Source organism: Aminobacter sp. BE322 (assembly GCF_050433525.1).
Taxonomy (GTDB): Bacteria; Pseudomonadota; Alphaproteobacteria; order Rhizobiales; family Rhizobiaceae; genus Aminobacter.
This window is the reverse complement of the sequence record NZ_JBNPXB010000002.1, coordinates 319,257-339,876: the sequence shown is the minus strand read 5'-3', so window position 1 is coordinate 339,876 and position 20,620 is coordinate 319,257. Positions and strand designations below refer to the sequence as shown.

Here is a 20,620-nt window from a genome sequence, read left to right as displayed (position 1 = left end):
GTCCGGTCATCGAAACGACAAAGGGCGCCGCGAGGGCGCCCTTTCCGTTCCTGCAGGTCAGTTGAAGCTCGGCGGCTTCGACAGGTCGTTTGCCGGTGCCGCCGGCTGCGCCGGAGCGGTTCCCGGTTGCGCGGGAGCCGTACCGCCGGCGGGCGCACCGAGCGGCGGCAGGCCGAGACCGCCGCCAAGGCCCGGCATGTCCGGCATCTTGATCTCGATGGTCGAGGGATCGACCGGCTTGCCCTTGTAGTGCATGACCATCTGCGGGAAGGCGATGGTGAGGCCGATCATGATGATCTGGATGCCGACGAACGGCACCGCGCCCCAGTAGATCTGGCCTGTCGTCACCGGCTGGATCGCCTTGCCCGTCAGCCTGTCGAGATAGGGCACGCGGGCCGCGACCGAGCGCAGGTAGAACAGCGCGAAGCCGAAGGGCGGGTGCATGAAGCTGGTCTGCATGTTGACGCCCAAGAGCACGCCGAACCAGATCAGGTCGATGCCGAGCTTGTCGGCGGCCGGCGCGAGCAGCGGCACGATGATGAAGGCGAGTTCGAAGAAGTCGAGGAAGAAGGCGAGCAGGAACACCAGTATGTTCACCGCGATCAGGAAGCCGATCTCGCCGCCGGGCAAGGACACCAGCAGGTGCTCGACCCAGAGGTGGCCGTTGACGCCGTAGAAGGTGAGCGAGAAGACGCGGGCGCCGATCAGGATGAAGATGACGAAGGAGGAGAGCTTGGTCGTCGAGGCCAGCGCCTGGCGGATCACGTCGAGCGACAGCCGGCCCTTGACCGCGGCCATGATGAGGGCGCCCACCGCGCCCATGGCGCCGCCCTCGGTCGGGGTGGCGATGCCGAGGAAGATGGTGCCGAGCACCAGGAAGATCAGTGCCAGCGGCGGGATCAGCACGATGATGACCTGCTGCGCCAGCTTCGACATCATGTTGATGCCGAGACCGCGGTCGGCGATGGCGATGAGATAGATCGCAACCACGCCCACGCAGGCGCCGAGGATGTCGGCGTTGGCGCCGTGGGTCGGCGAAAGGTAGACATGCGCGCCATAGGCGAGGGCGCCGGCGAAGATCAACGCCACGATCAGCGAGGTGATGCCGTGGCCGAGCGTCCTGGCCTCGGGCGGCAATGCCGGCATCGAGTTCGGCCGGATGATCGACATCAGCAGGATGTAGCCCATGTAGAGCCCGGTCAGCACGAGGCCGGGGATGAGCGCGCCCTTGTACATGTCGCCGACGGAACGGCCGAGCTGGTCGGCCAGGACGATCAGCACCAGCGAGGGGGGGATGATCTGGGCGAGCGTGCCGGACGCCGCGATGACGCCCGAGGCGAGGCGGCGGTCATAGCCGTAGCGCAGCATGATCGGCAGCGAGATCAGGCCCATGGCGATGACCGAGGCCGCGACCACGCCGGTGGTGGCGGCAAGGAGCGCGCCGACGAAGATGACCGCATAGGCGAGGCCGCCGCGGATCGGACCGAACAGCTGGCCGATCGTGTCGAGCAGGTCCTCGGCCATGCCCGAGCGTTCGAGCACGATGCCCATGAATGTGAAGAACGGGATGGCGAGCAGCGTCTCGTTCGACATCACCCCCCAGAAGCGTTCGGGGAGGGCGTAGAGAAGCGGCCAGGACAGGTTGATGGTGCCGTTGGACAGCGGCGCAAGCTCGACGCCGATAAGGAAGAACAGGAGCCCGTTCGCTGCGAGCGAGAAGGCGACCGGATAGCCGAGGAGCAGGAAGATGACGAGCGAAAAGAACATGATCGGCGCCATGTTCTGGGCGATGAACTCCATCATGAGCGCACCTCGTCGGCAATGGCCTTGCCCTCGAGTTCGGCCGCTTCATGGGCGGAGACGAAGGGGTTGGGGTCGTCCATGTCGCCGCGCATGACGGCGATCTTCTTGATGATCTCGGATACGCCCTGGAGGCCAAGCTGGAGGAAGCCGATCAGGAGCAGCGCCTTGGCCGGCCAGATGATCAGGCCGCCGGCGCTGGCCGATACTTCGCCCGAGCGGACCGACAGGCTCACATAGGGGATGAAGTAGAAGATCATCAGGACGACGAAGGGCATGAGGAAGAACAGGTGCCCGAGCAGGTCGATCCAGTGCTGCACCCTGCGAGAGAACATGCCGTAGACGATGTCGATGCGGATGTGTTCGTTCTGCTTCAGCGTGTAGGCGGCCGCCAGCATGAAGGCCGCGCCGAACAGATACCACTGCAGCTCCAGCCAGGCGTTGGAGGACATGTTGAAGGTCTTGCGGATGACCGCGTTGCCGGCGCTGACCAGGATGGCGAGCAGGATCGCCCACGCCACCGTCTTGCCGATCGCCTCGTTGATACGGTCTATCAGTCTGGATAGAGCCAGAAGCCCTGCCATGCCTTCCTCCCTTGTTGTGTTCTTGGGGTGGCCGTGTTCCCCGAATTTCTTGTTCGGCGCTCCCCTTGTGTTCATGGGTATGCCGGCCAAGGGTGCCGCGTCAACATAACGGCCGTGCGGCGTCAACCGCGGCAGCCCGCGCAAAACCTGGAAATTGTGGAATGATCCGGCGGCATTCAACCAAAGTTGAATCGGCCGGCGCGCCTGGTCAGCCCGATGCCCGCTGGTCCCTGCGATCGCCGGTGAGCACCAGCATGGCGGCAAGCAGCGCATACATCCACGCGTCGCGCCATTCGATGGGGAAATACCCCGCCCACAGCGACTCGGCCATGCCGAAGGCGGCGGCCCCGAGTGCTGCGCGGGTCGGCGCATGGTAGCTGCCGACGGCGGTGACGAAGAGAATCTTCAGCCCATAGACGAGCCCGGCGCCGAAGCCGAGATTGCCGTAGTAGAGTGCCGCCAGCACGCCGGCCAAGGCGGCGCAGAGGCCGCCCAGCAGGACCGTCCGGTTGAAGACGCGCGCGGTGTCGACGCCGCACAGCCTGGCGGCGAGGGGGTCGTCGGCGATGGCGCGCCAGTCCCTGCCGAAGCGCGACCGCGCGAGATGGAAGGCGCCGCCTGCGACAACCGCGGACGCAAGCGCGACGTTGACCAGCTGGATCACCGTCAGGGTCGCGGCAAAGCCGCCGCCGGAGGCGAAGGCGACCGGCGTCGCCAGCATCGGCGGCAGCCAGAAGTCGTGTGTGTCGGCGGAGATGCGGGTCAGTTCCATCAGCACGATGAGCACGCCGAGCGTCGCGGCGACGATCGTGTTCGGCGAGTGACCGGCGAGCGGCGCAAACACGAGGCGCGACAGCAGGCGACTGATGAGACCGGCATAGGCGAATGCGACCGCGATGCCGAAGGCGACGGTCGCCGGCAGCGTCAGCCACAGCACCTGGTAGCCGTAGACCGCGGCCAGGATCATCGTCTGGCCGCAGAAGGCGAAGATCGCGCCATGCGCCAGGTTGGTGCGCTTGAGCAGTCCGTTTGCCAGCGCATAGCCGAAGGCGAGCAGCGCATAGATCGCAGCCGAATGCAGGCCATTGAGGAGCTGTTGCAGGAAATAGAGCATGCGCGGACCGGCGCGCGGGCTCATCCCGCGCCGGTTGACGTTGCGCCTTGAAATCTAACTTGTCAAACGACGTTTACCAGTTAGATTTGGACCATGGCAGTTTCCTGGACACGGCATCGCTTCTCCGGCGGCGCGCTCGCGCTCGACGCGGCCAACACGGTCGTCCTGCGTGGCGACGCGGAGCGGAGTTTCGACCGCTTCGCCGAGCCGGCCGAGATCGCGCGTTTTGCCACGGCGGCGAGCGAGTACCGGGCGGACGAGCTTCGGGGCAGGGCGGTGGCGGTGTCAGACACTTTCGCAGTTGCGGGCAAGGTCCTCGCCATCCGCGAGGCGGCGGACAGGCTGTTCCGGCGAGGGGTGGTCGATGGCGCATTTGCCGCCCCGGACATGGCCCCGCTGCTGGTCGCCTGTGCCGAGGGGCTTGCCGGCATCACCGAGACGTTCAGCGCGGCCGCGCCCTTCGGGAAGGGCGCGCAACCGCTGGCGCTCGAGGCGGCGCTCGCCGTGTCGGCGCTCTCACTGCTCGCGTCCGAAAATCTCGGCCGCTTGCGTATCTGCCCGAACTGCAACTGGCTGTTCCTCGACCGCAGCCGCAACGGCAGCCGGCTCTGGTGCGACATGGCGGTGTGCGGCAACCGCCAGAAGGCCAGGCGGCACTATCGCCGCCGCAGCAAGGGGGAGGCGGTCGATGCCTAGTCGGTGCAGGATAGCGCTTGGCCTCGCGGCATTGGCGCTGCTCGGCCTGGCCGGCTGCCGCGAAAGCGGCGGCGAGGGCGAGCACTTCGAGCTTTCCGGCCGCCTGTTCGTGTTCAACTATCGGGTGGCGACCGTGCGTTACATGGTGACGCTGAGGCCGCTGCGGCCGATCGGCGATGGCGAGGTCGCCGTGGCGAGCTTCGAAAATCCCGCCGGAGGCGACCGGATCGTCGTGCGGCAGAAGATCTGGCCGATGAGCCAGAAGGTGACGATCGAGAGCCCGCCGCTGGAATGCGTCGCCAGGGACCGGCCCTACAAGGTGACGATCCGCATCGAGGATGCGGCGGGCGCGCCGATGCAGACCATCGAGACGACGATGGCCTCGTCGCAGGACCAGTCGGCGCTTCCCGACCAGCCGCTGGTGGTGGGGCCGTTCTACGATCCCAACCCGGCGCTGGCCGGACGTCCCGACGGGCGGCTTCCCGGCGGCCGCGGCGTGACCTGCCCGGCATCGTGACCGGCGGCAAGGGCGGCGCACGCGCCCCGGAAACGCGCGGCTGGCGAAGCCAACGGGCGAGTGTCCACGCCGTTCGGGCGCAAGAACATTTGCGCTGGAAAGCCATTGGTTTGACGCGACAGCTGGCCATGGAAAGGCTATCCCTAGACTACCCAAGGTCAGCTGCGCCGAATCCCGGGCGGTTCGGGCACAGGAAATGCGCATGACGCTCCACGACGTCGCCCTCGACGACAAGTTCGATCTCGGCAAGGAGCGCATCTTCCTGTCCGGCGCCCAGGCCGTCATCCGCATGCTGCTCATGCAACGCGAACGCGACCGGCTCGCCGGCCTCGACACCGCTGGCTTCGTCTCCGGCTATCGCGGCTCGCCGCTCGGCGGCCTCGACATGCAGCTGTGGCGGGCCAAGCAGCAGCTGGCCCGGTCGAACATCGTGTTCCAGCCCGGCCTCAACGAGGAACTGGCGGCCACCGCCTGCTGGGGCTCGCAGCAGACGGAGCTTTTGGGCGAGGGCAAGCACGACGGTGTCTTCTCGGTCTGGTACGGCAAGGGGCCCGGCGTCGACCGTTCCGGCGACGTGTTCCGCCACGCCAACCTGGCAGGCTCCTCCCGGCACGGCGGCGTGCTGGCGCTGATGGGCGACGACCATACGGCCGAATCCTCCACCAACGCGCATGCGACCGAGTTCCTGTTCGTCGACACGATGATCCCGATCCTCAACCCTGCAGGGGTGCAGGAGCTGATCGACTACGGCCTCTACGGTTTCGCCCTGTCGCGTTTCGCCGGCACCTGGGCGGCGATCAAATGCGTCAAGGACAACATCGAATCGACCGCCTCGGTCGACGCCTCGCTCGGCCGGCTGAACATCGTCCTGCCCGAGTTCGACATGCCGCCCGGCGGGCTCAACATCCGCCACGAGCTCGACCAGCTCGGCCAGGAGGCGCGGCTGCACGAATACAAGCGTGCCGCGGCCGCTGCCTTCATCCGTGTCAACGACATCAACCGCATCGTCTATTCCGGCGGCCGCAAGCCAAAGCTCGGCATCATCACGGTCGGCAAGAGCTTCCTCGACGTCCGCCAGGCGCTCGACGATCTCGGCATCGACGAGAAACGCGCCGGCCAGCTCGGCATCCGCCTGTTCAAGGTCGGCTGCCCGTGGCCGCTCGACCTCGAGCATATTCGCGATTTCGCCCGCGGGCTTGAGACGATCATCGTCGTCGAGGAGAAGCGCTCGCTCATCGAGACGCAGCTGCGCGAAGACCTCTACGGCACCTCCATGCAGCCCAAGGTGGTGGGCAAGAAGGACGAACGCGGCGACTGGCTGTTTCCGGCCAAGGGTGCGCTCGACCCCAACGACATCGCCATTGCCATCGGCGAGCGCGTGCTCAAGGTCATCGGCCCGTCTGAGGAAATCGCCGCCCGCGTCGGCCGGCTGCGCCAGTACCAGGCGATGCTGGCCGACACCAAGGATGTCGCAGGCCGTACCCCCTTCTTCTGCTCGGGCTGCCCGCACAATACCTCGACCAACGTGCCGGAAGGGTCGATCGCCGGGGCCGGCATCGGCTGCCACTTCATGGCGCTGTGGATGGATCGCAGCACGCTCGGCTTCACCGCGATGGGGGGCGAAGGGGCGCAGTGGATCGGCCAGGCGCCGTTCTCCAGGCGCGAGCACATCTTCCAGAATCTCGGCGACGGCACCTACAACCACTCCGGCACGCTGGCGATCCGCTTCGCGCTTGCGTCCGAGGCCAACATCACCTTCAAGATCCTCTACAACGACGCGGTCGCCATGACCGGCGGCCAGCCGCACGAAGGCAGCCTCACCGTCGACATGATCGCCCGCCAGGTGCGGGCCGAGGGGGTCGAGCGCATCGCCGTCGTCACCGACGAGCCGGGCAAGTATGGCGGGCGCGGCCAGTTCCCGGCGGGCACGACGTTCCACCACCGCGACGACCTCGACTTCGTCCAGCGCCAGCTGCGCGACATTTCGGGCGTGACGGTCCTGCTCTACGACCAGACCTGTGCCGCGGAAAAACGCCGCCGGCGCAAGCGCGGCACCTTCCCCGATCCCGACAAGCGGGTGTTCGTCAACGAACTCGTCTGCGAGGGCTGCGGCGATTGCGGCGTCAAATCCAACTGCGTGTCGATCCAGCCGGTCGAGACCGAGTTCGGGCGCAAGCGCAGGATCGACCAGTCGAGCTGCAACAAGGATTTTTCGTGCCTCAGCGGCTTCTGCCCGTCCTTCGTGACCGTGCATGGGGCTAAGCTGCGCAAGGCGGAGGGCATCGCGGGCGCCAGCGATCCGCTCGAAGGCGTGCCCGAACCGAAGCAGTTCCGGCTCGACCGCGACGGCTGGGCGGCGATCATCGACGGCGTCGGCGGCACGGGCGTGGTCACCATCGGCGCGATCCTCGGCATGGCCGCCCATCTCGAAGGCAAGGGCTGCGGCATGATCGACATGGCCGGCCTCGCCCAGAAGGGCGGCTCGGTGTTCAGCCACGTGCGGATCGCGCCCACGCCTTCAGACATCAACGCCATCCGCGTTTCGGCCGGCAAGGCCGACCTGATCCTCGGCTGCGACCTCGTCGTGTCGGGCGCCAAGAAGGTGCTGGCCGCGGCGCGGGAGGGCCACACCATCTTCGTCGCCAATACGGCCGAGATCATGCCCGGCGAATTCGCGCGCCTGGCGGACTTCTCGCTGCCGACGGAGCGGCTGAAGAAGTCGATCCGCGCGGCGGCGGGCGACGCCAACGCGCATTTCTTCGACGCCACGCGCACCGCCTCGGCGCTCTTCGGCAATTCGCTCGGCGCCAACATGTTCATGCTCGGCTTCGCCTACCAGCACGGCGGCCTGCCGCTCTCGGCCGAGGCGGTCGAGCGCGCCATCGAGCTCAACGGCGAGGCGGTGGCGATGAATGTCACCGCCTTCCGCTGGGGGCGCCGCGCCGCGCATGAGCCCGGCTTCGTCCGCGCCATGGTCGAGCGATCCGGCCATGGCGAGGAACCTGCCGTGGCGCAAACCGTCGACGAGGTGATTGCGCGTCGCGCGGAATTCCTGGCCGCCTATCAGGACGCCGCCTATGCGGATCGCTACAGGACCCGTGTCGCAGCCATCCGCGCGGCGGAATCAGGCGCCGTGCCGGGCTCGACCGCGGTCACCGAAGCTGCGGCGCGCAGCCTGTTCAAGCTGATGGCGATCAAGGACGAATACGAGGTCGCGCGGCTCTACACAGACGGGTCCTTCCAGCGCGAGCTGTCGAAGCAGTTCCAGGATTACGACCGGCTGGAGTTCCACCTCGCGCCGCCGATCCTCGGCAGGAAGGGTGCGGACGGCAGTCCGCGCAAGTCGAGCTTCGGCCCCTGGATGATGAAGGCGTTCAGGCTGCTGGCGGCGATGAAGGGCCTGCGCGGGACGATGTTCGACGTCTTCGGCTACACCGCCGAACGGCGCTCGGAGCGCGAGCTGCTCGCCGCCTACGAGGCCGACCTCGACCTCATCCGCGCCTCGCTCGGTCCTGGCAACGTCGAGGCAGCTGCGGCGCTCGCCTCGGTGCCGCAGCTCGTCCGCGGCTACGGCCATGTCAAGCATGCGAGCATGGGCAAGGCGGCGGGCGAACGCGCCCGGCTGGTCGCGCGCCTGCGGCAGGCGCCGCGGCGCGAGGATCTGCAGGCCGCCGAATAGCCGATACGACTTGTTTACCTGAACTCGAGATTACAGCTCCTGGCAGGTTTTCCGGAAGCTGCCGAACCCGCCGGAAGCGGGCTTTCTAAGCCTTTCTTAAGGCGCATGTGCCAGTGCTTGGTCAGCCATGCGGGCTCCGGACGTGCGCAGAAAAAACAACGAGATACCAGTCGACGTCTACATACCATTCGTGGAAACGCTTTTCCGCGATGGCTCGACGCTTGCCGTTGGTATCGTCGCGCAGACGTTCCTGATCGTTCTTGTGTGGTGGAAGACAGGCCACCCGCTCTACCTGGCCGTGGCGCTGTTCATGGTGCTGGTCGGCACGCTGCGGATGCGCAATTTCCGCAAGTACAACAGCCTCCCGTCCCCGACTACCTGGGAGGAGGCGCGCAAGCGCGAGAACGACTACATCCTGTATGGCACATTGCACGGCGGTGCCTTGGGCGCCTTCTGTCTGGCGGGCATCTATTTTGCCCATGATACGTTCGCCGAGATCGCTGCCGTTTGCGTGACGCTGGCCACGGCGACGTCGATTGCCGGTCGCAACTATGGTTCGCCGCGGATGGTCATCATCCTGATCATCGCGCTGACCTGGCCGATCTCGCTCGGCTTCCTTTTGCGCGGCGACCCCTACCATGTCCTGCTCGGACTGCTGTCGATTCCGTTCCTCTATGCGATCCGCAAGTTTGCCGACACCGTGCGTGACGTGCTTTTCACCGCCGTGTCGGAGGAGAAGAAGGCAAACCGGATCGCCCAGCGCTTCAATCGCGCGCTCAACACCATGTCGCACGGCCTGGTGATGCTCGGCCCTGACGGCCGCGTTGCCGTCGCCAATGCCGAGGCCGCGCATCTGATGTCGGTGCGCGCGCCGGAGGCGCTGCTCGGGCGGTCGATCCACGGCCTGCTCATGCGCGGCGTCGCCGCCGGCCAACTGGCGCTGAAGGATTGCCGCTACATCGAGGCGCAGCTGACACGGGCGCTGCGCGAGGGCAGGGACCGCAAGGTGCTGGTGTCGCTGTCGAACGGGCGGTTCCTCGAGTTTTCGGCCCGCGAGGGCAGTCAGGAACTCGGCGTCATCACCTTCGAGGACGTGACCGCGCGCGTCGCCGCCGAGGAGAAGATCCGCTTCATGGCGCGCTACGACAGCCTCACCGGCCTGCCCAACCGCGCCTATTTCCACGAGGTCGTGGACGAATGCATGTTCGCCGGCGACCGCGACCGGCTTTGTGCGCTCGCGGTGCTCGACCTGGACGACTTCAAGAGCGTCAACGACACGCTCGGACACCCCGTGGGCGACGGCCTGATCTACGCGGTCGCCGAGCGGCTCGCCGTCTTCGCCAGCGACAACGTCAAGGTCAGCCGCTTCGGCGGTGACGAGTTCATGATCTATTTCGACCAGGTCGACAGCGAAGCGCATCTGGGATCGATGCTCGACCGCATCTTCGTAGCGATGCAGGGTGAGGTGGACGTCGCCGGACATGTCCTGCGCATCCAGGCCAGCGGCGGCGCCGTGCTCGCACGGGTTCGCGATTCCGACGTCGACACGATGATCGTCAAGGCCGACCTCGCCCTCTACAAGGCCAAGGATATGGGCAAGAACGGCTGGCAGCTGTTCGAGTCGGTCATGGACGCGGCCTTCCGCAATCGCCAGATGATGAAGGCCGATCTCCGGAGCGCTATCGAAGCCAACGCCTTGCGCGTGGTCTTCCAGCCCATCGTTTCCATGAGCACCATGCGCATCGCCAGTTGCGAGGCGCTCTGCCGCTGGGACCATCCGGACCTGGGCCCGGTGTCGCCCTCGACCTTCATCCCGCTGGCCGAGGAAATGGGCATCGTCTCCGACATCAGCACCTTCGTGCTGCAGGCGGCCTGTGCCGAATGCTCGAAATGGCCCGACCCGATCAGCGTGTCGGTGAACCTTTCGGCCAAGGATTTCCGCAGCCGCGACGTCGTCGACAAGGTGAGGGCGGCACTTGCCGCTTCGGGTCTTGCGGCCAACCGCCTGGAGATCGAGGTGACCGAAACGGCGCTGCTCGACGACAAGTCGCAGACGCGGGCCTATGTCGAGGAGCTCAAGTCCATCGGCGTCCGCATCGCGCTCGACGATTTCGGCACCGGCTACTCCAGCCTGAGCTACCTGCACAAGCTGCCGCTGGATAAGGTCAAGATCGACCGCAGCTTCCTGGCCGACGTTGCGCAGAACCCGCGCTCGCTCCAGCTACTCAAGGGCATAGTCGACCTGTCGCGCCCGCTCGGGCTGACGGTGACCGTGGAAGGGGTGGAAACCTTCGAGCAGCTCAAGATCCTGGCCGTCGCGGTGCAGCCCGACCTGGTGCAGGGCTTCCTGTTCGGTTCGGCACTGTCGTCTTCGGGCATAGAGACGATGTCCAACACGGTCTGGCCGTTCGCACAGGACCTGAGCCGGGCGCGCAAGGCCGCCAACCGCTGATCTTCTCCACCGCTGGAAGCTTAACGTGAAAATATGCTTAATTTTCCGTTAACTATTAACCTTAACGGAAGGTAAATGAGAACTGTCTTATTTTCATCTTTACATCATGAGGGGCCGCGCTACCCTTCTGCCAGGGCGGAAGTACGGGGAAAGCCATGACCATCCATCAAGCGACGTCCGGCGGTGGAGCCGGCGTCAAGAACGGAGACGTGCCGGACGCATTGTCGTCATTTTCGCAGCACGTCTTCAGCCTGCTCGAGCGAACCGAGTACCGTCGGTGCGACAAGGGCGAGGATCTGGAGGACATCTATCGGCTCAGGTATAAATCATACCGGTCGAACGATATGATCCCCGACAACGAGAGCCACACGATCCACGACGAGTTGGACGAGGCGCCCAATGCCTACCGGTTTGGCGTCTATGTCGACCAGCAACTGGTCAGCACGCTGCGGATCCATCATGTCACGCTGGCAACGCCGCTATCGCCATCGACCAAGGCTTTCGGCGACGTCGTGTTGCCGATGCTTGCGGAGGGGATGACCTTCATCTGTCCGAGCCGCTTCGCCTCGGATCCGGAATGGTCGCGTGTCTATCCCCAGATCCCGTACATTACCCTGCGGCTCGCGGGCATGGCATGCTTCCATTTCAAGGCGCCATATTGCCTGTCTACTATCCGCGAGGATCATGCCGGGTTCTACAAGCGCATCTATTATTCGGAGCGGATCAGCGAACCGCGGCCCTATCCCGGGGTCTTCAACAAGGTCGTGCTCTACCGCGCCGACGTGAACGCCATCCGCGAGCGCTCGTTCAAGCGCTTCCCGTTCTTCAAGTCGACGCCGATGGAGCAGCGGCTGATGTTCGGCAGGCCGGCCGCCGGCGAGCTTGCGCCGCTGACCATCCTTCCGACCGCGAAATACTACCGCGAGGCGGCGTGAGCGGCCCTGCCGCCGCGCCTTGCCATGGCAGGCGGCCGCGCCCATAAGTGGGCGATGCCGGGACGCGCGAAGCCCGGCGATTCCGAGGGCCGATGACATCCCGCAGCGAACTCGTCCGAAGCACAGTCTGGTCGCGCGACCTGGCGGAGGACGAGCTCGAGCGCGCCACCCGCGGGGTCACCGAAAAGCACTTCGTCAAGGGCAGCTACATCTGCCATCGCGGCGATCGCTGGGACTATTGGGGCGGCATCGTCACCGGCCTCGTCAAGATGAGCTCGATTGCCCGCAGCGGCAAGGCGATCACCTTTGCCGGTCTTGGCGCCGGCGGCTGGTTCGGCGAAGGCTCGGTGCTCAAGGACGAGCAGCGCAAGTACGATCTCGTCGCGTTGCGCGACACGCATCTTTTGCTGATGAACCGCGCCACCTTCTTCTGGCTCACCGAAAACAGCGTCGGCTTCAACCGGTTTCTCGTCCGCCAGCTCAACGAGCGGCTGGCGCAATTCATCGCCTCGACCGAATACGAGCGGCTGCTCGACCCCAAGGCCAAGGTGGCGCGCAACCTGTCCTGGCTGTGCAACCCGGTGCTGAACCCGCATGTGAAGAGCCTGGTCGAGATCACCCAGGAGGAGATCGCGTTGCTCGCCGGCGTATCGCGGCCGGTCGCCAACCGCAGCCTGCAGGAACTCGAGCAGGAAGGCCTGCTGCGCGCCGAACACGGCCGCATCTACGTCATCGACGCCGAAAGGCTGGGCGACTACGGCGCATAGCGATCCGCTGAGGGGGCAACTCGTCTTGCCGATGTCGGGGGAGGTCGCGGCGCGGGGACCGCGCATTTAAAAGACAACCTGCCGTCCTGTCTGTCAAGCGGCCCGTTGATCGGCCACCGTCTTCGCGCATAGCCTCACCCCAATCAAAGCCGGTGCACGATGCCGGGCAGACGGAGAAAACTCCGCGATGAAAGGGAGGAGCACGCATTGACCGATGCCGGCATCGCCGCGCGCGCGGACGTCCACCATGCAGGCGGCAACGCTGGCCGTTATGCTAAGGACGGGCTTGCCGCCCCCGCGCATCCTGCCAGAATGCCCCGCTCGACCGCCAAAGATGCGGCAAGCGGGAGGAGCTGGCGCATGGGTGCATCGGCGCATGCCGACGGCATGGATACGTTCCCGAAATTCCTGCTGCTCAACGCCGAACGGTTTGGCGACCGCCCTGCCATGCGGCACAAGGACTTCGGCATCTGGCAGAGCTGGACCTGGAAGGAGCAACTGGCCGAGATCCGCGCCTTCGCCATCGGCTTGCAGGCGCTGGGCCTCGAGCGCGGCGACCGCATCGCCATCATCGGCGCCAACCGGCCCAGGCTCTACTGGAGCTTCGCCGCCGCCCAGTCCCTCGGGGCCGTGCCCGTGCCGGTCTATGCCGACGCGGTGGCCGAGGAACTGGCCTATGTGCTCGACAATGCGGGCGTGCGCTTCGCCGTCGTGCAGGACCAGGAGCAGGTCGACAAGATCCGCTCCTTCGCCGGCGAGATCCACGCCCTGACCGACGTCATCTATGACGAGCCGCGGGGCCTGCGCGACTACGACCACAGGGGACTGCACGATTTCGGCAAGGTCCAGCAGCAGGGGGCGGCGCTGCTCGCCGCCAGCCCCGCGCTCGGCGACGCCTGGGAAGGCGCCGTCCGCGATGCGTCCGGCGACGAGATATCGGTCATGCTCTACACCTCCGGCACCACCGGCCGGTCGAAGGGCGTGATGATCAAGGCCGTCAACGCGGTCAGCGCGGCGCGCGACACCGCGGTCTTCGACCGCCTCTCCGAGAATGACAGCGTGCTGGCCTACCTGCCGCTCGCCTGGGTGGGCGACCACTATCTCAACTATGCGCAGGGCTATGTCGCCGGCTTCTCGATGAACTGCCCCGAAAGCAGCGAGACCGTGGCGCAGGATCTGCGCGAGATCGGTCCCACCTTCTATTTCGCGCCGCCGCGCATCTTCGAGGGCCTGCTCACCAGCGTCACCATCCGCATGGAGGACGCCGGCTGGCTGAAGCGCAAGATGTTCGCCCACTACATCGGCGTCGCGAAAAGATACGGCGAAGCCATCCTCGAGGGCCGCCAGGTGCCGCTCGCCGGGCGCATCGCCTACGGCATCGGCGAGTTCCTCGTCTACGGCCCGCTCAAGAACGTGCTCGGCCTTTCCAACATCCGCGTCGCCTACACCGCCGGCGAAGCGATCGGCCAGGACCTGTTCTCGTTCTTCCGCTCGCTCGGCATCAACCTCAAGCAGCTCTACGGCCAGACCGAGGCCTTCCTCTATGTGACGGTGCAGAAGGACGGCGAGGTGCGCGCCGATACCGTCGGGCCGGCGGCGCCCAATGTCGACATCCGCATCACCGACGCCGGCGAAGTGCAGTTCCGCTCGCCGGGCCAGTTCTCCGGCTACTACAACCAGGACGACAAGACCGCGGAGGCGATGACCGAGGACGGCTACGTCAAGACCGGCGATGCCGGCTTCTTCGACAAGCACGGCCAGCTCAGGATCATCGACCGCGCCAAGGACGTCGGCAAGCTCGCGACGGGTGCGCTGTTCGCGCCCAAATACATTGAGAACACGCTGAAGTTCTTCCCAAACATCAAGGAGGCGGTCGCCTATGGCGACGGTCGCGGCTTCGCTTCCGCCTTCGTCAACATCGACCTGCAGGCGGTGGGCAACTGGGCCGAGCGCCACAACATTGCCTATGCCTCCTACCAGGAGCTCGCCGGCCACCCCGAGGTCTATCGCATGATCGCCGGCAACGTCGAGGAAACCAACCGGCGCCTGTCGCGCGAGCCGATGATGGCGGGCGCCCAGATCAGGCGCTTCCTCATCCTGCACAAGGAGCTCGACGCCGACGACGGCGAGCTGACGCGGACCATGAAGGTGCGCCGCGCCTTCGTCGCCGACCGCTACGCGCCGCTCATCGAGGCGCTCTACGACGGCTCGACGGAGAAATTCGTCGACACCGAGGTGACCTACGAGGACGGCCGCAAGGGCCGCATCAAGGCGACGGTCCAGATCATGGACGTCAGGACCTTCGGCGCCGAGGGCGCGGCGGCGCGGGAGGCGGCGGAATGAACATCCACGCCAGCCCGCAGCCGGTCGCCGCGGCCGACGACGGCATCGCCCCCGGCGGCCTCCTGATGGAGGTGAAGAACGTCTCGCTGTCCTTCGGCGGCGTGAAGGCCATCACCGACATCTCGTTCGACGTGCGCAAGGGCGAGATCCGCGCCATCATCGGGCCCAACGGCGCCGGCAAGACGTCGATGCTCAACGTCATCAACGGCTTCTACGCGCCGCAGCAGGGCACCATCGTGTTCCGCGGCCAGGAGCGCCGGGCGATGAAGCCGCACCACGCCGTCCGCCAGGGCATCGCCCGCACCTTCCAGAACGTCGCGCTGTTCAAGGGCATGTCGACGCTCGACAACATCATGGCCGGCCGCTCGGTGCTGATGCGGCGCAACCTGTTCTGGCAGATGCTCTGGCACGGCCCGGCGCTGGCCGAGGAGATCGAGCACCGCCGCGTCGTCGAGGAGATCATCGACTTCCTCGAGATCCAGCACATCCGGCGCGTCCCGGTCGGCAAGCTGCCCTACGGCCTGCAGAAGCGCGTCGAACTCGGCCGCGCGCTCGCCATGGAGCCGTCGCTGCTGCTGCTCGACGAGCCGATGGCCGGCATGAACCTCGAGGAGAAGGAGGACATGAGCCGCTTCATCCTCGACGTGAACCGGCAGCGCGGCACCACCATCGCGCTGATCGAGCACGACATGGGCGTGGTCATGGATCTATCCGACCGGGTGGTCGTGCTCGACTACGGCAAGAAGATCGCCGACGGCCCGCCCGACGAGGTCAAGTCCAACCAGCAGGTCATCGACGCCTATCTCGGCGTCGCACATTGAGGAGGCTTCCATGATGGTTCCGCTCGCACCGCTCATCTCGCTGATCGCCGGCGTCCTGATCCTCGTGATGCCCAGGCTGCTCAACTACATCGTCGCCATCTACCTCATCATCGTCGGCCTCATCGGCCTGTTCCCGCAGCTGGCGGGGTGAGGCGCACGCATGTTTGAACGCTCCCCCTCACCGGCTCGGGTTGGCAATGAACCACCTTTGCCGACCCTAAAGCAATTCCAGGAAAAGTGCGGAGCGGTTTTCCGTCCGGAATTGCGCAAAAACAAAGAGATGGAGCGTTTCCGCGATTCGAAGAAAAGCGGAAACGCTGTAGATGCGGAGCCGTCGTCATGGATCTCCTGAACGCCATCCTGGTGAAGCCCTTCGGCGACATGTTCGGTGCGCCCGACTTCCTCCTCCAGGTGCTGTGGGAGGGGCTGGTGGCCGGCGTGCTCTACGCCCTCATCGCCCTCGGCTTCGTGCTCATCTACAAGTCGTCGCGCATCTTCAATTTCGCCCAGGGCATCATGGTGGTGTTCGCGGCGCTGACGCTTGTCGGCCTGCACGAGAAGGGGGTGCCGGCGCTGCTCGCCGCGCCGATGACGCTTGCTGTCATGTTCGCGCTCGCGGTCGCCATCGAGCGCGTCGTGCTCAGGCCGCTGGTCAACCAACCCGACATCATCCTGTTCATGGCCACGATCGGCATCACGCTGTTCCTCGTCGGCTTCGGCGAACTCATCTTCGGCGGCGAGAACAAGGTGATGATCACCGAGCAGCTGTTCATCCCCACCGGCAGCTTCGAGTTCGAACCCTTCGGCGGCTTCGTCTCCATCGAGCAGAAGGACGTCACCGCCGTCATCGGCGCGGTGCTCCTGGTCGCCGGGCTGATCCTGTTCCTCAACCGCTCGAAGATGGGCCGCGCCATCCGGGCGCTGGGCGACGACCACCAGGCGGCGCTCTCGGTCGGCATCTCGCTGTCGACCATCTGGGTGCTGGTCTGGTTCATCGCCGGCGTCATAGCGCTCGCCACCGGCATCGTCTGGGGCGCACGGGCAGGGGTGTCCTTCGCGCTCGAGGTCATCGCCTTCAAGGCGCTGCCGGTGCTGATGCTGGGCGGGCTCGAATCCGTGCTCGGCGCCATCGTCGGCGGCATCGCCATCGGCGTGCTGGAGAAGCTGTTCGAGATCTACTGGGGCCAGCCGCTGCTCGGCGGCAACACCGAAACCTGGTTCGCCTTCGTCTTCGCCCTCGTCGTTCTCCTGTTCCGGCCGCAGGGCCTGTTCGGCGAACGCATCATCGAGCGGGTGTGAGGCCATGCTCTATCGCACAGCCGGCCAGTTCAAGACCTCCTACCATGCCGACCACGCGCTGTTCCCGGTCAGACAGGACGCGCTGCTGCTCGGCTTCATCCTCTTGCTCGCCTTCGTCGTCTTCCCGATGACGGCCAGCGAATTCGTGTTCAAGGCGCTGCTCGTGCCGGTGCTGATCTATGCGCTCGCGGCGCTGGGGCTCAACATCCTAACCGGCTTCGCCGGCCAGCTGTCGCTCGGCACCGGCGCCTTCATGGGCGTCGGCGCCTATGCCTGCTACAAGCTGGTCAGCATCTTCCCCGAGCTGAACATCGTCGTGGCGATCGCGCTGTCGGGCTTCTTCTCGGCGGCGATCGGCGTCGCCTTCGGGCTGCCGTCGCTCAGGATCAAGGGCTTCTACCTCGCCATCGCCACGCTCGCCGCCCAGTTCTTCCTGGTCTGGCTGTTCGAGAAATGGGCCTGGCTCTACAACTACAATTCCTCGGGCGCGATCCAGGTGCCCAACATCGACATGTTCGGCATCACCGTCGCCGGCCCGAACGCGAGCGCGGTGGTGCAGTATTATTTCGTGCTCTGCGTGGTCGCGCTGGTCACCTTGTTGTCGATCAACGTCACCCGCGGCCGCGTCGGCCGCATCTGGAAGTCGGTGCGCGACATGGACATCGCCGCCGAGCTCGTCGGCATCAACCTGATGAAGGCGAAGCTGTCGGCCTTCGCCGTGTCGTCCTACATCGTCGGCGTCGCCGGCGCGCTGTTCGTGTTCCTGTGGCGCGGCGCGGCCGAGCCGGTGCTGTTCGACATCCCGCTGTCGTTCCGCGTGCTGTTCATCGCCATCATCGGCGGCCTCGGCTCGATCCTCGGCAACTTCCTCGGCGCGATCCTGATCGTGGCGCTGCCGGTCATCATCAGCGCCCTGCCGGCGGCGCTCGGCCTGCCGGTCAGCTCGGCTGCGGTCGAGCACCTCAACACCATGACCATTGGCGCACTCATCATCGCCTTCCTGATCATCGAGCCGCACGGGCTCGCCCGCTTCTGGGCGATCATCCGGGAGAAACTCATCATGTGGCCGTTCCCGCACTGACGCCGGGGCGGCCTTCGAGACGGGCCGGTCGACCCGATCCGAACGGAGAAAGCGACCAAGTGGAGGAGACCAGAATGAAGACGTTCCTGAAGAAGACCCTGCTGCCGGTGGCGTTGCTCGTCGGCACCGCGCTGGCGGTGCCGGCGCTCGCCGCGGAAGACGCGATCAACGTCACCAACCTGTCCTACCGTACCGGGCCGTTCGCGGCGACGGGCACGCCGCTGATGAACGGCCAGCGCGACTACATGCTGATGCTCAACGAGCGCGACGGCGGCGTCAACGGCGTCAAGCTGAACTACGACGAGTGCGAGACCGGCTACAACACCGAGAAGGGCGCCGAGTGCTACGAGAAGACCAAGGCGACCAGCATCGTCACCCAGCCCTGGTCGACCGGCATCACGCTGCAGGTGCTGCCCAAGTCCAACGTCGACAAGGTGCCGATCCTCGCCCCCGGCTACGGCTTCTCGCCGATGACCGACGGCAAGGTCTTCCAGTGGGCCTTCAACCCGCCGGCCACCTACTGGGACGGCGCCTCGATGATCCTCAAGAGCATCTCCGACGGTAATGTCGAGAACCTCAAGGGCAAGAAGATCGTGCTGCTGCATCTCGACGCGCCCTACGGCAAGGAGCCGATCCCGCTGCTCAAGGCCTATGCCGACAAATACGGCTTCACCTTCCTGCCGATCCCCGTCGGGGTGAAGGAGATGCAGAACCAGTCGGCACAGTGGCTGCAGATCCGGCGCGAACGCCCGGATTTCGTGCTGATGTGGGGCTGGGGCGCGATGAATGTCGGCGCGGTCACCGAGGCGGTCAAGACCAAGTTCCCGATGGACAAGTTCGTCGGCATCTGGTGGTCCGGCCATGACGGCGACATGAAGTCGGTCGGCGAGGCGGGCAAGGGCTATCGCTCGCTGTCGTGGAGCCTGCCCGATTCCAACTCCCAGGCGATGCAGGACATCAAGAAGTACGTCGTCGACGCCGGCAAGTCGCAGATCGGCGCCGGCGAGTTCGACTGGGTGTTCTATCAGCGCGGCGTGCTGATCTCGATGTTCACCGTCGAGGGCATCAAGGCCGCGCAGGAGAAGTTCGGCACCAAGGTGGTCAATGCAGAGCAGCTGCGCTGGGGCCTCGAGAACCTCAAGCTCGACGAGGCCAGGCTCGCCTCCATAGGCATGGCCGGCATGATCGGTCCGTTCTCCACCGCCTGCAACAACCATGCCGGCCATGCCGGCGCCTGGATGCTGCAGTGGGACGGCGCCAAGTTCGTCAAGGTCTCCGATCTCCTGTCGGCCGACCAGGACATGATCGCGCCGCTGGTCGAGGCGGAGGCCAAGAAATACGCCGAGGCCAACGCGCCCTGGCCGGTCAACGAAGAGTGCAAGATGTAGTGCGGTCGCCCGCTCCACAGGCAGGCGGGCGAAACTTGAACAGGCGAGGGGCCGGGACATCGCCCGAAATGCTCCTCCGATCCGGGCGTAGCGGCGCCTCTCGCCGGCACCCTCTCCCCGCCACCGCGGGGAGAGGGCTGGCGGCAAGGCGCTGAACGGGAGGACGAAGATGACGAGCAAGACCGGTTCCGACCTCGAGCCGAAGAACGCCCCGGCGCCGATCCTCTCGGTCAACAACATCGAGGTGATCTACGACCATGTCATCCTGGTGCTGAAGGGCGTTTCGCTGTCGGTGCCGGCCGGCGGCATCACCGCGCTTTTGGGCGCCAACGGCGCCGGCAAGACCACCACGCTCAAGGCGATCTCCAACCTTCTGCTCGCCGAGCGCGGCGAGGTCACCAAGGGCACCATCGTCTTCGACGGCGACCAGGTGCAGGCGCTGTCGCCCAACCAGCTCGTCAGGCGCGGCTGCATCCAGGTCATGGAGGGCCGCCACTGCTTCGGCCATCTCACCGTCGAGGACAATCTCCTGTCCGGCGCCTTCACCCGCCGCGACGGCAAGGCCGCCGTGCGCGCCGACCTCGACCTCGTCTACGACTATTTCCCGCGCCTCAAGGTGCGGCGCACCAGCCAGGCCGGCTACACTTCGGGCGGCGAGCAGCAGATGGTGGCCATCGGGCGGGCTTTGATGTCGCGGCCGAAGATGATTCTGCTCGACGAGCCGTCGATGGGGCTCGCGCCGCAGCTGGTCGAGGAAATTTTCGAGATCGTTCGGAAACTCAACGAGGACCAGGGGGTGTCTTTCCTGCTCGCCGAGCAGAATGCCGGGGTGGCGCTGCGCTATGCCAAATACGGCTACATCCTCGAGTCCGGCCGCGTGGTTCTCGACGGCGAAGCACAGGCGTTGCGCGAGAACGAGGACGTGAAGGAATTCTATCTCGGCGTTGGCGGCGAAGGGCGAAAATCATTCCGTGACGTCAAGCACTACAAGCGGCGCAAGCGCTGGCTCGCCTGAGCCCCTGCGTCGATATGTGCGGTGATTGCCCGACAATCCGTTGATATTCTTGTCGCACGGCGAAAGGCAATCTTTCCATTGCCCTGCCGCGCGCATTTCGCTATGTGCCCTTGAACTCGTATTCCGGAG

The 20,620-nt window shown here is 65.8% G+C and carries 16 protein-coding genes; 13 read left to right on the top strand and 3 right to left on the bottom strand.

Features of this window, described 5'->3' with window-relative positions; all coding sequences use genetic code 11:
- Positions 1–57: 57 nt before the first annotated feature.
- The 3 genes from J2X50_RS05640 to J2X50_RS05630 all read right to left on the bottom strand — a co-directional run bounded on the left by J2X50_RS05640 (position 58) and on the right by J2X50_RS05630 (position 3,498).
- Entirely contained in the window at positions 58–1,803 is a 1,746-nt protein-coding gene (locus tag J2X50_RS05640; protein ID WP_429092616.1) for a TRAP transporter large permease, read from the bottom strand.
- Positions 1,800–2,384, bottom strand: coding sequence for a TRAP transporter small permease subunit (locus tag J2X50_RS05635; protein ID WP_429092613.1), 585 nt, complete (start codon positions 2,382–2,384; stop codon positions 1,800–1,802). Before J2X50_RS05635 ends, J2X50_RS05640 begins: the two co-directional genes overlap by 4 nt.
- A gap of 208 nt (positions 2,385–2,592) precedes the next feature.
- Entirely contained in the window at positions 2,593–3,498 is a 906-nt protein-coding gene (locus tag J2X50_RS05630) for a branched-chain amino acid ABC transporter permease (RefSeq protein ID WP_429092843.1), read from the bottom strand.
- Positions 3,499–3,591: 93 nt separating this feature from the next.
- Between J2X50_RS05630 and J2X50_RS05625 the strand changes: the two genes are divergently transcribed.
- The 13 genes from J2X50_RS05625 (at position 3,592) to J2X50_RS05565 (ending at position 20,491) form a co-directional block, all read left to right on the top strand.
- Positions 3,592–4,194, top strand: a complete 603-nt coding sequence (locus J2X50_RS05625) for a CGNR zinc finger domain-containing protein (protein ID WP_429092610.1) — start codon at positions 3,592–3,594, stop codon at positions 4,192–4,194.
- Positions 4,187–4,711 carry a hypothetical protein gene (locus J2X50_RS05620; RefSeq protein ID WP_429092608.1) on the top strand — a complete coding sequence of 175 codons (525 nt, stop codon included), beginning with the start codon at positions 4,187–4,189 and terminating at the stop codon, positions 4,709–4,711. Before J2X50_RS05625 ends, J2X50_RS05620 begins: the two co-directional genes overlap by 8 nt.
- Before the next feature lie 202 nt (positions 4,712–4,913).
- On the top strand, positions 4,914–8,390 hold the full coding sequence (locus tag J2X50_RS05615; protein WP_429092606.1) for an indolepyruvate ferredoxin oxidoreductase family protein: 3,477 nt from the start codon (positions 4,914–4,916) through the stop codon (positions 8,388–8,390).
- Between the two features lie 127 nt (positions 8,391–8,517).
- On the top strand, positions 8,518–10,842 hold the full coding sequence (locus tag J2X50_RS05610) for a putative bifunctional diguanylate cyclase/phosphodiesterase (RefSeq protein ID WP_429092603.1): 2,325 nt from the start codon (positions 8,518–8,520) through the stop codon (positions 10,840–10,842).
- Between the two features lie 155 nt (positions 10,843–10,997).
- Complete coding sequence (locus J2X50_RS05605) at positions 10,998–11,777, top strand: N-acyl amino acid synthase FeeM domain-containing protein (RefSeq protein ID WP_429092600.1); 780 nt, start codon at positions 10,998–11,000, stop codon at positions 11,775–11,777.
- 92 nt (positions 11,778–11,869) lie between these two features.
- Positions 11,870–12,544 carry a Crp/Fnr family transcriptional regulator gene (locus tag J2X50_RS05600; RefSeq protein ID WP_429092597.1) on the top strand — a complete coding sequence of 225 codons (675 nt, stop codon included), beginning with the start codon at positions 11,870–11,872 and terminating at the stop codon, positions 12,542–12,544.
- Between the two features lie 360 nt (positions 12,545–12,904).
- Complete coding sequence (locus tag J2X50_RS05595) at positions 12,905–14,887, top strand: AMP-dependent synthetase/ligase (RefSeq protein ID WP_429092595.1); 1,983 nt, start codon at positions 12,905–12,907, stop codon at positions 14,885–14,887.
- Positions 14,884–15,708: an ABC transporter ATP-binding protein gene (locus tag J2X50_RS05590; protein WP_429092592.1), complete on the top strand. Its 825-nt coding sequence runs from the start codon at positions 14,884–14,886 to the stop codon at positions 15,706–15,708. The genes J2X50_RS05595 and J2X50_RS05590 overlap by 4 nt, the downstream gene beginning before the upstream one ends.
- A 10-nt stretch (positions 15,709–15,718) precedes the next feature.
- Entirely contained in the window at positions 15,719–15,859 is a 141-nt protein-coding gene (locus tag J2X50_RS05585; RefSeq protein WP_429092591.1) for a DUF3096 domain-containing protein, read from the top strand.
- A 188-nt stretch (positions 15,860–16,047) separates the two neighbouring features.
- Positions 16,048–17,007: a branched-chain amino acid ABC transporter permease gene (locus J2X50_RS05580; protein ID WP_429092589.1), complete on the top strand. Its 960-nt coding sequence runs from the start codon at positions 16,048–16,050 to the stop codon at positions 17,005–17,007.
- Between the two features lie 4 nt (positions 17,008–17,011).
- Positions 17,012–18,088: a branched-chain amino acid ABC transporter permease gene (locus J2X50_RS05575; RefSeq protein ID WP_429092586.1), complete on the top strand. Its 1,077-nt coding sequence runs from the start codon at positions 17,012–17,014 to the stop codon at positions 18,086–18,088.
- A 74-nt stretch (positions 18,089–18,162) separates the two neighbouring features.
- Positions 18,163–19,476, top strand: a complete 1,314-nt coding sequence (locus J2X50_RS05570; RefSeq protein ID WP_429092584.1) for an ABC transporter substrate-binding protein — start codon at positions 18,163–18,165, stop codon at positions 19,474–19,476.
- Positions 19,477–19,645: 169 nt separating this feature from the next.
- Positions 19,646–20,491, top strand: a complete 846-nt coding sequence (locus J2X50_RS05565) for an ABC transporter ATP-binding protein (RefSeq protein WP_429092581.1) — start codon at positions 19,646–19,648, stop codon at positions 20,489–20,491.
- The last annotated feature ends 129 nt before the right edge of the window (positions 20,492–20,620 follow it).

Bases quoted from the DNA above. Each gene is read 5' to 3' on its own strand.
- J2X50_RS05640 (WP_429092616.1), bottom strand. From the start codon at position 1,803: ATGATGGAGTTCATCGCCCAGAACATGGCGCCGATCATGTTCTTTTCG.
- J2X50_RS05635 (WP_429092613.1), bottom strand. From the start codon at position 2,384: ATGGCAGGGCTTCTGGCTCTATCCAGACTGATAGACCGTATCAACGAG.
- J2X50_RS05630 (WP_429092843.1), bottom strand. From the start codon at position 3,498: ATGCTCTATTTCCTGCAACAGCTCCTCAATGGCCTGCATTCGGCTGCG.
- J2X50_RS05625 (WP_429092610.1), top strand. From the start codon at position 3,592: ATGGCAGTTTCCTGGACACGGCATCGCTTCTCCGGCGGCGCGCTCGCG.
- J2X50_RS05620 (WP_429092608.1), top strand. From the start codon at position 4,187: ATGCCTAGTCGGTGCAGGATAGCGCTTGGCCTCGCGGCATTGGCGCTG.
- J2X50_RS05615 (WP_429092606.1), top strand. From the start codon at position 4,914: ATGACGCTCCACGACGTCGCCCTCGACGACAAGTTCGATCTCGGCAAG.
- J2X50_RS05610 (WP_429092603.1), top strand. From the start codon at position 8,518: ATGCGGGCTCCGGACGTGCGCAGAAAAAACAACGAGATACCAGTCGAC.
- J2X50_RS05605 (WP_429092600.1), top strand. From the start codon at position 10,998: ATGACCATCCATCAAGCGACGTCCGGCGGTGGAGCCGGCGTCAAGAAC.
- J2X50_RS05600 (WP_429092597.1), top strand. From the start codon at position 11,870: ATGACATCCCGCAGCGAACTCGTCCGAAGCACAGTCTGGTCGCGCGAC.
- J2X50_RS05595 (WP_429092595.1), top strand. From the start codon at position 12,905: ATGGGTGCATCGGCGCATGCCGACGGCATGGATACGTTCCCGAAATTC.
- J2X50_RS05590 (WP_429092592.1), top strand. From the start codon at position 14,884: ATGAACATCCACGCCAGCCCGCAGCCGGTCGCCGCGGCCGACGACGGC.
- J2X50_RS05585 (WP_429092591.1), top strand. From the start codon at position 15,719: ATGATGGTTCCGCTCGCACCGCTCATCTCGCTGATCGCCGGCGTCCTG.
- J2X50_RS05580 (WP_429092589.1), top strand. From the start codon at position 16,048: ATGGATCTCCTGAACGCCATCCTGGTGAAGCCCTTCGGCGACATGTTC.
- J2X50_RS05575 (WP_429092586.1), top strand. From the start codon at position 17,012: ATGCTCTATCGCACAGCCGGCCAGTTCAAGACCTCCTACCATGCCGAC.
- J2X50_RS05570 (WP_429092584.1), top strand. From the start codon at position 18,163: ATGAAGACGTTCCTGAAGAAGACCCTGCTGCCGGTGGCGTTGCTCGTC.
- J2X50_RS05565 (WP_429092581.1), top strand. From the start codon at position 19,646: ATGACGAGCAAGACCGGTTCCGACCTCGAGCCGAAGAACGCCCCGGCG.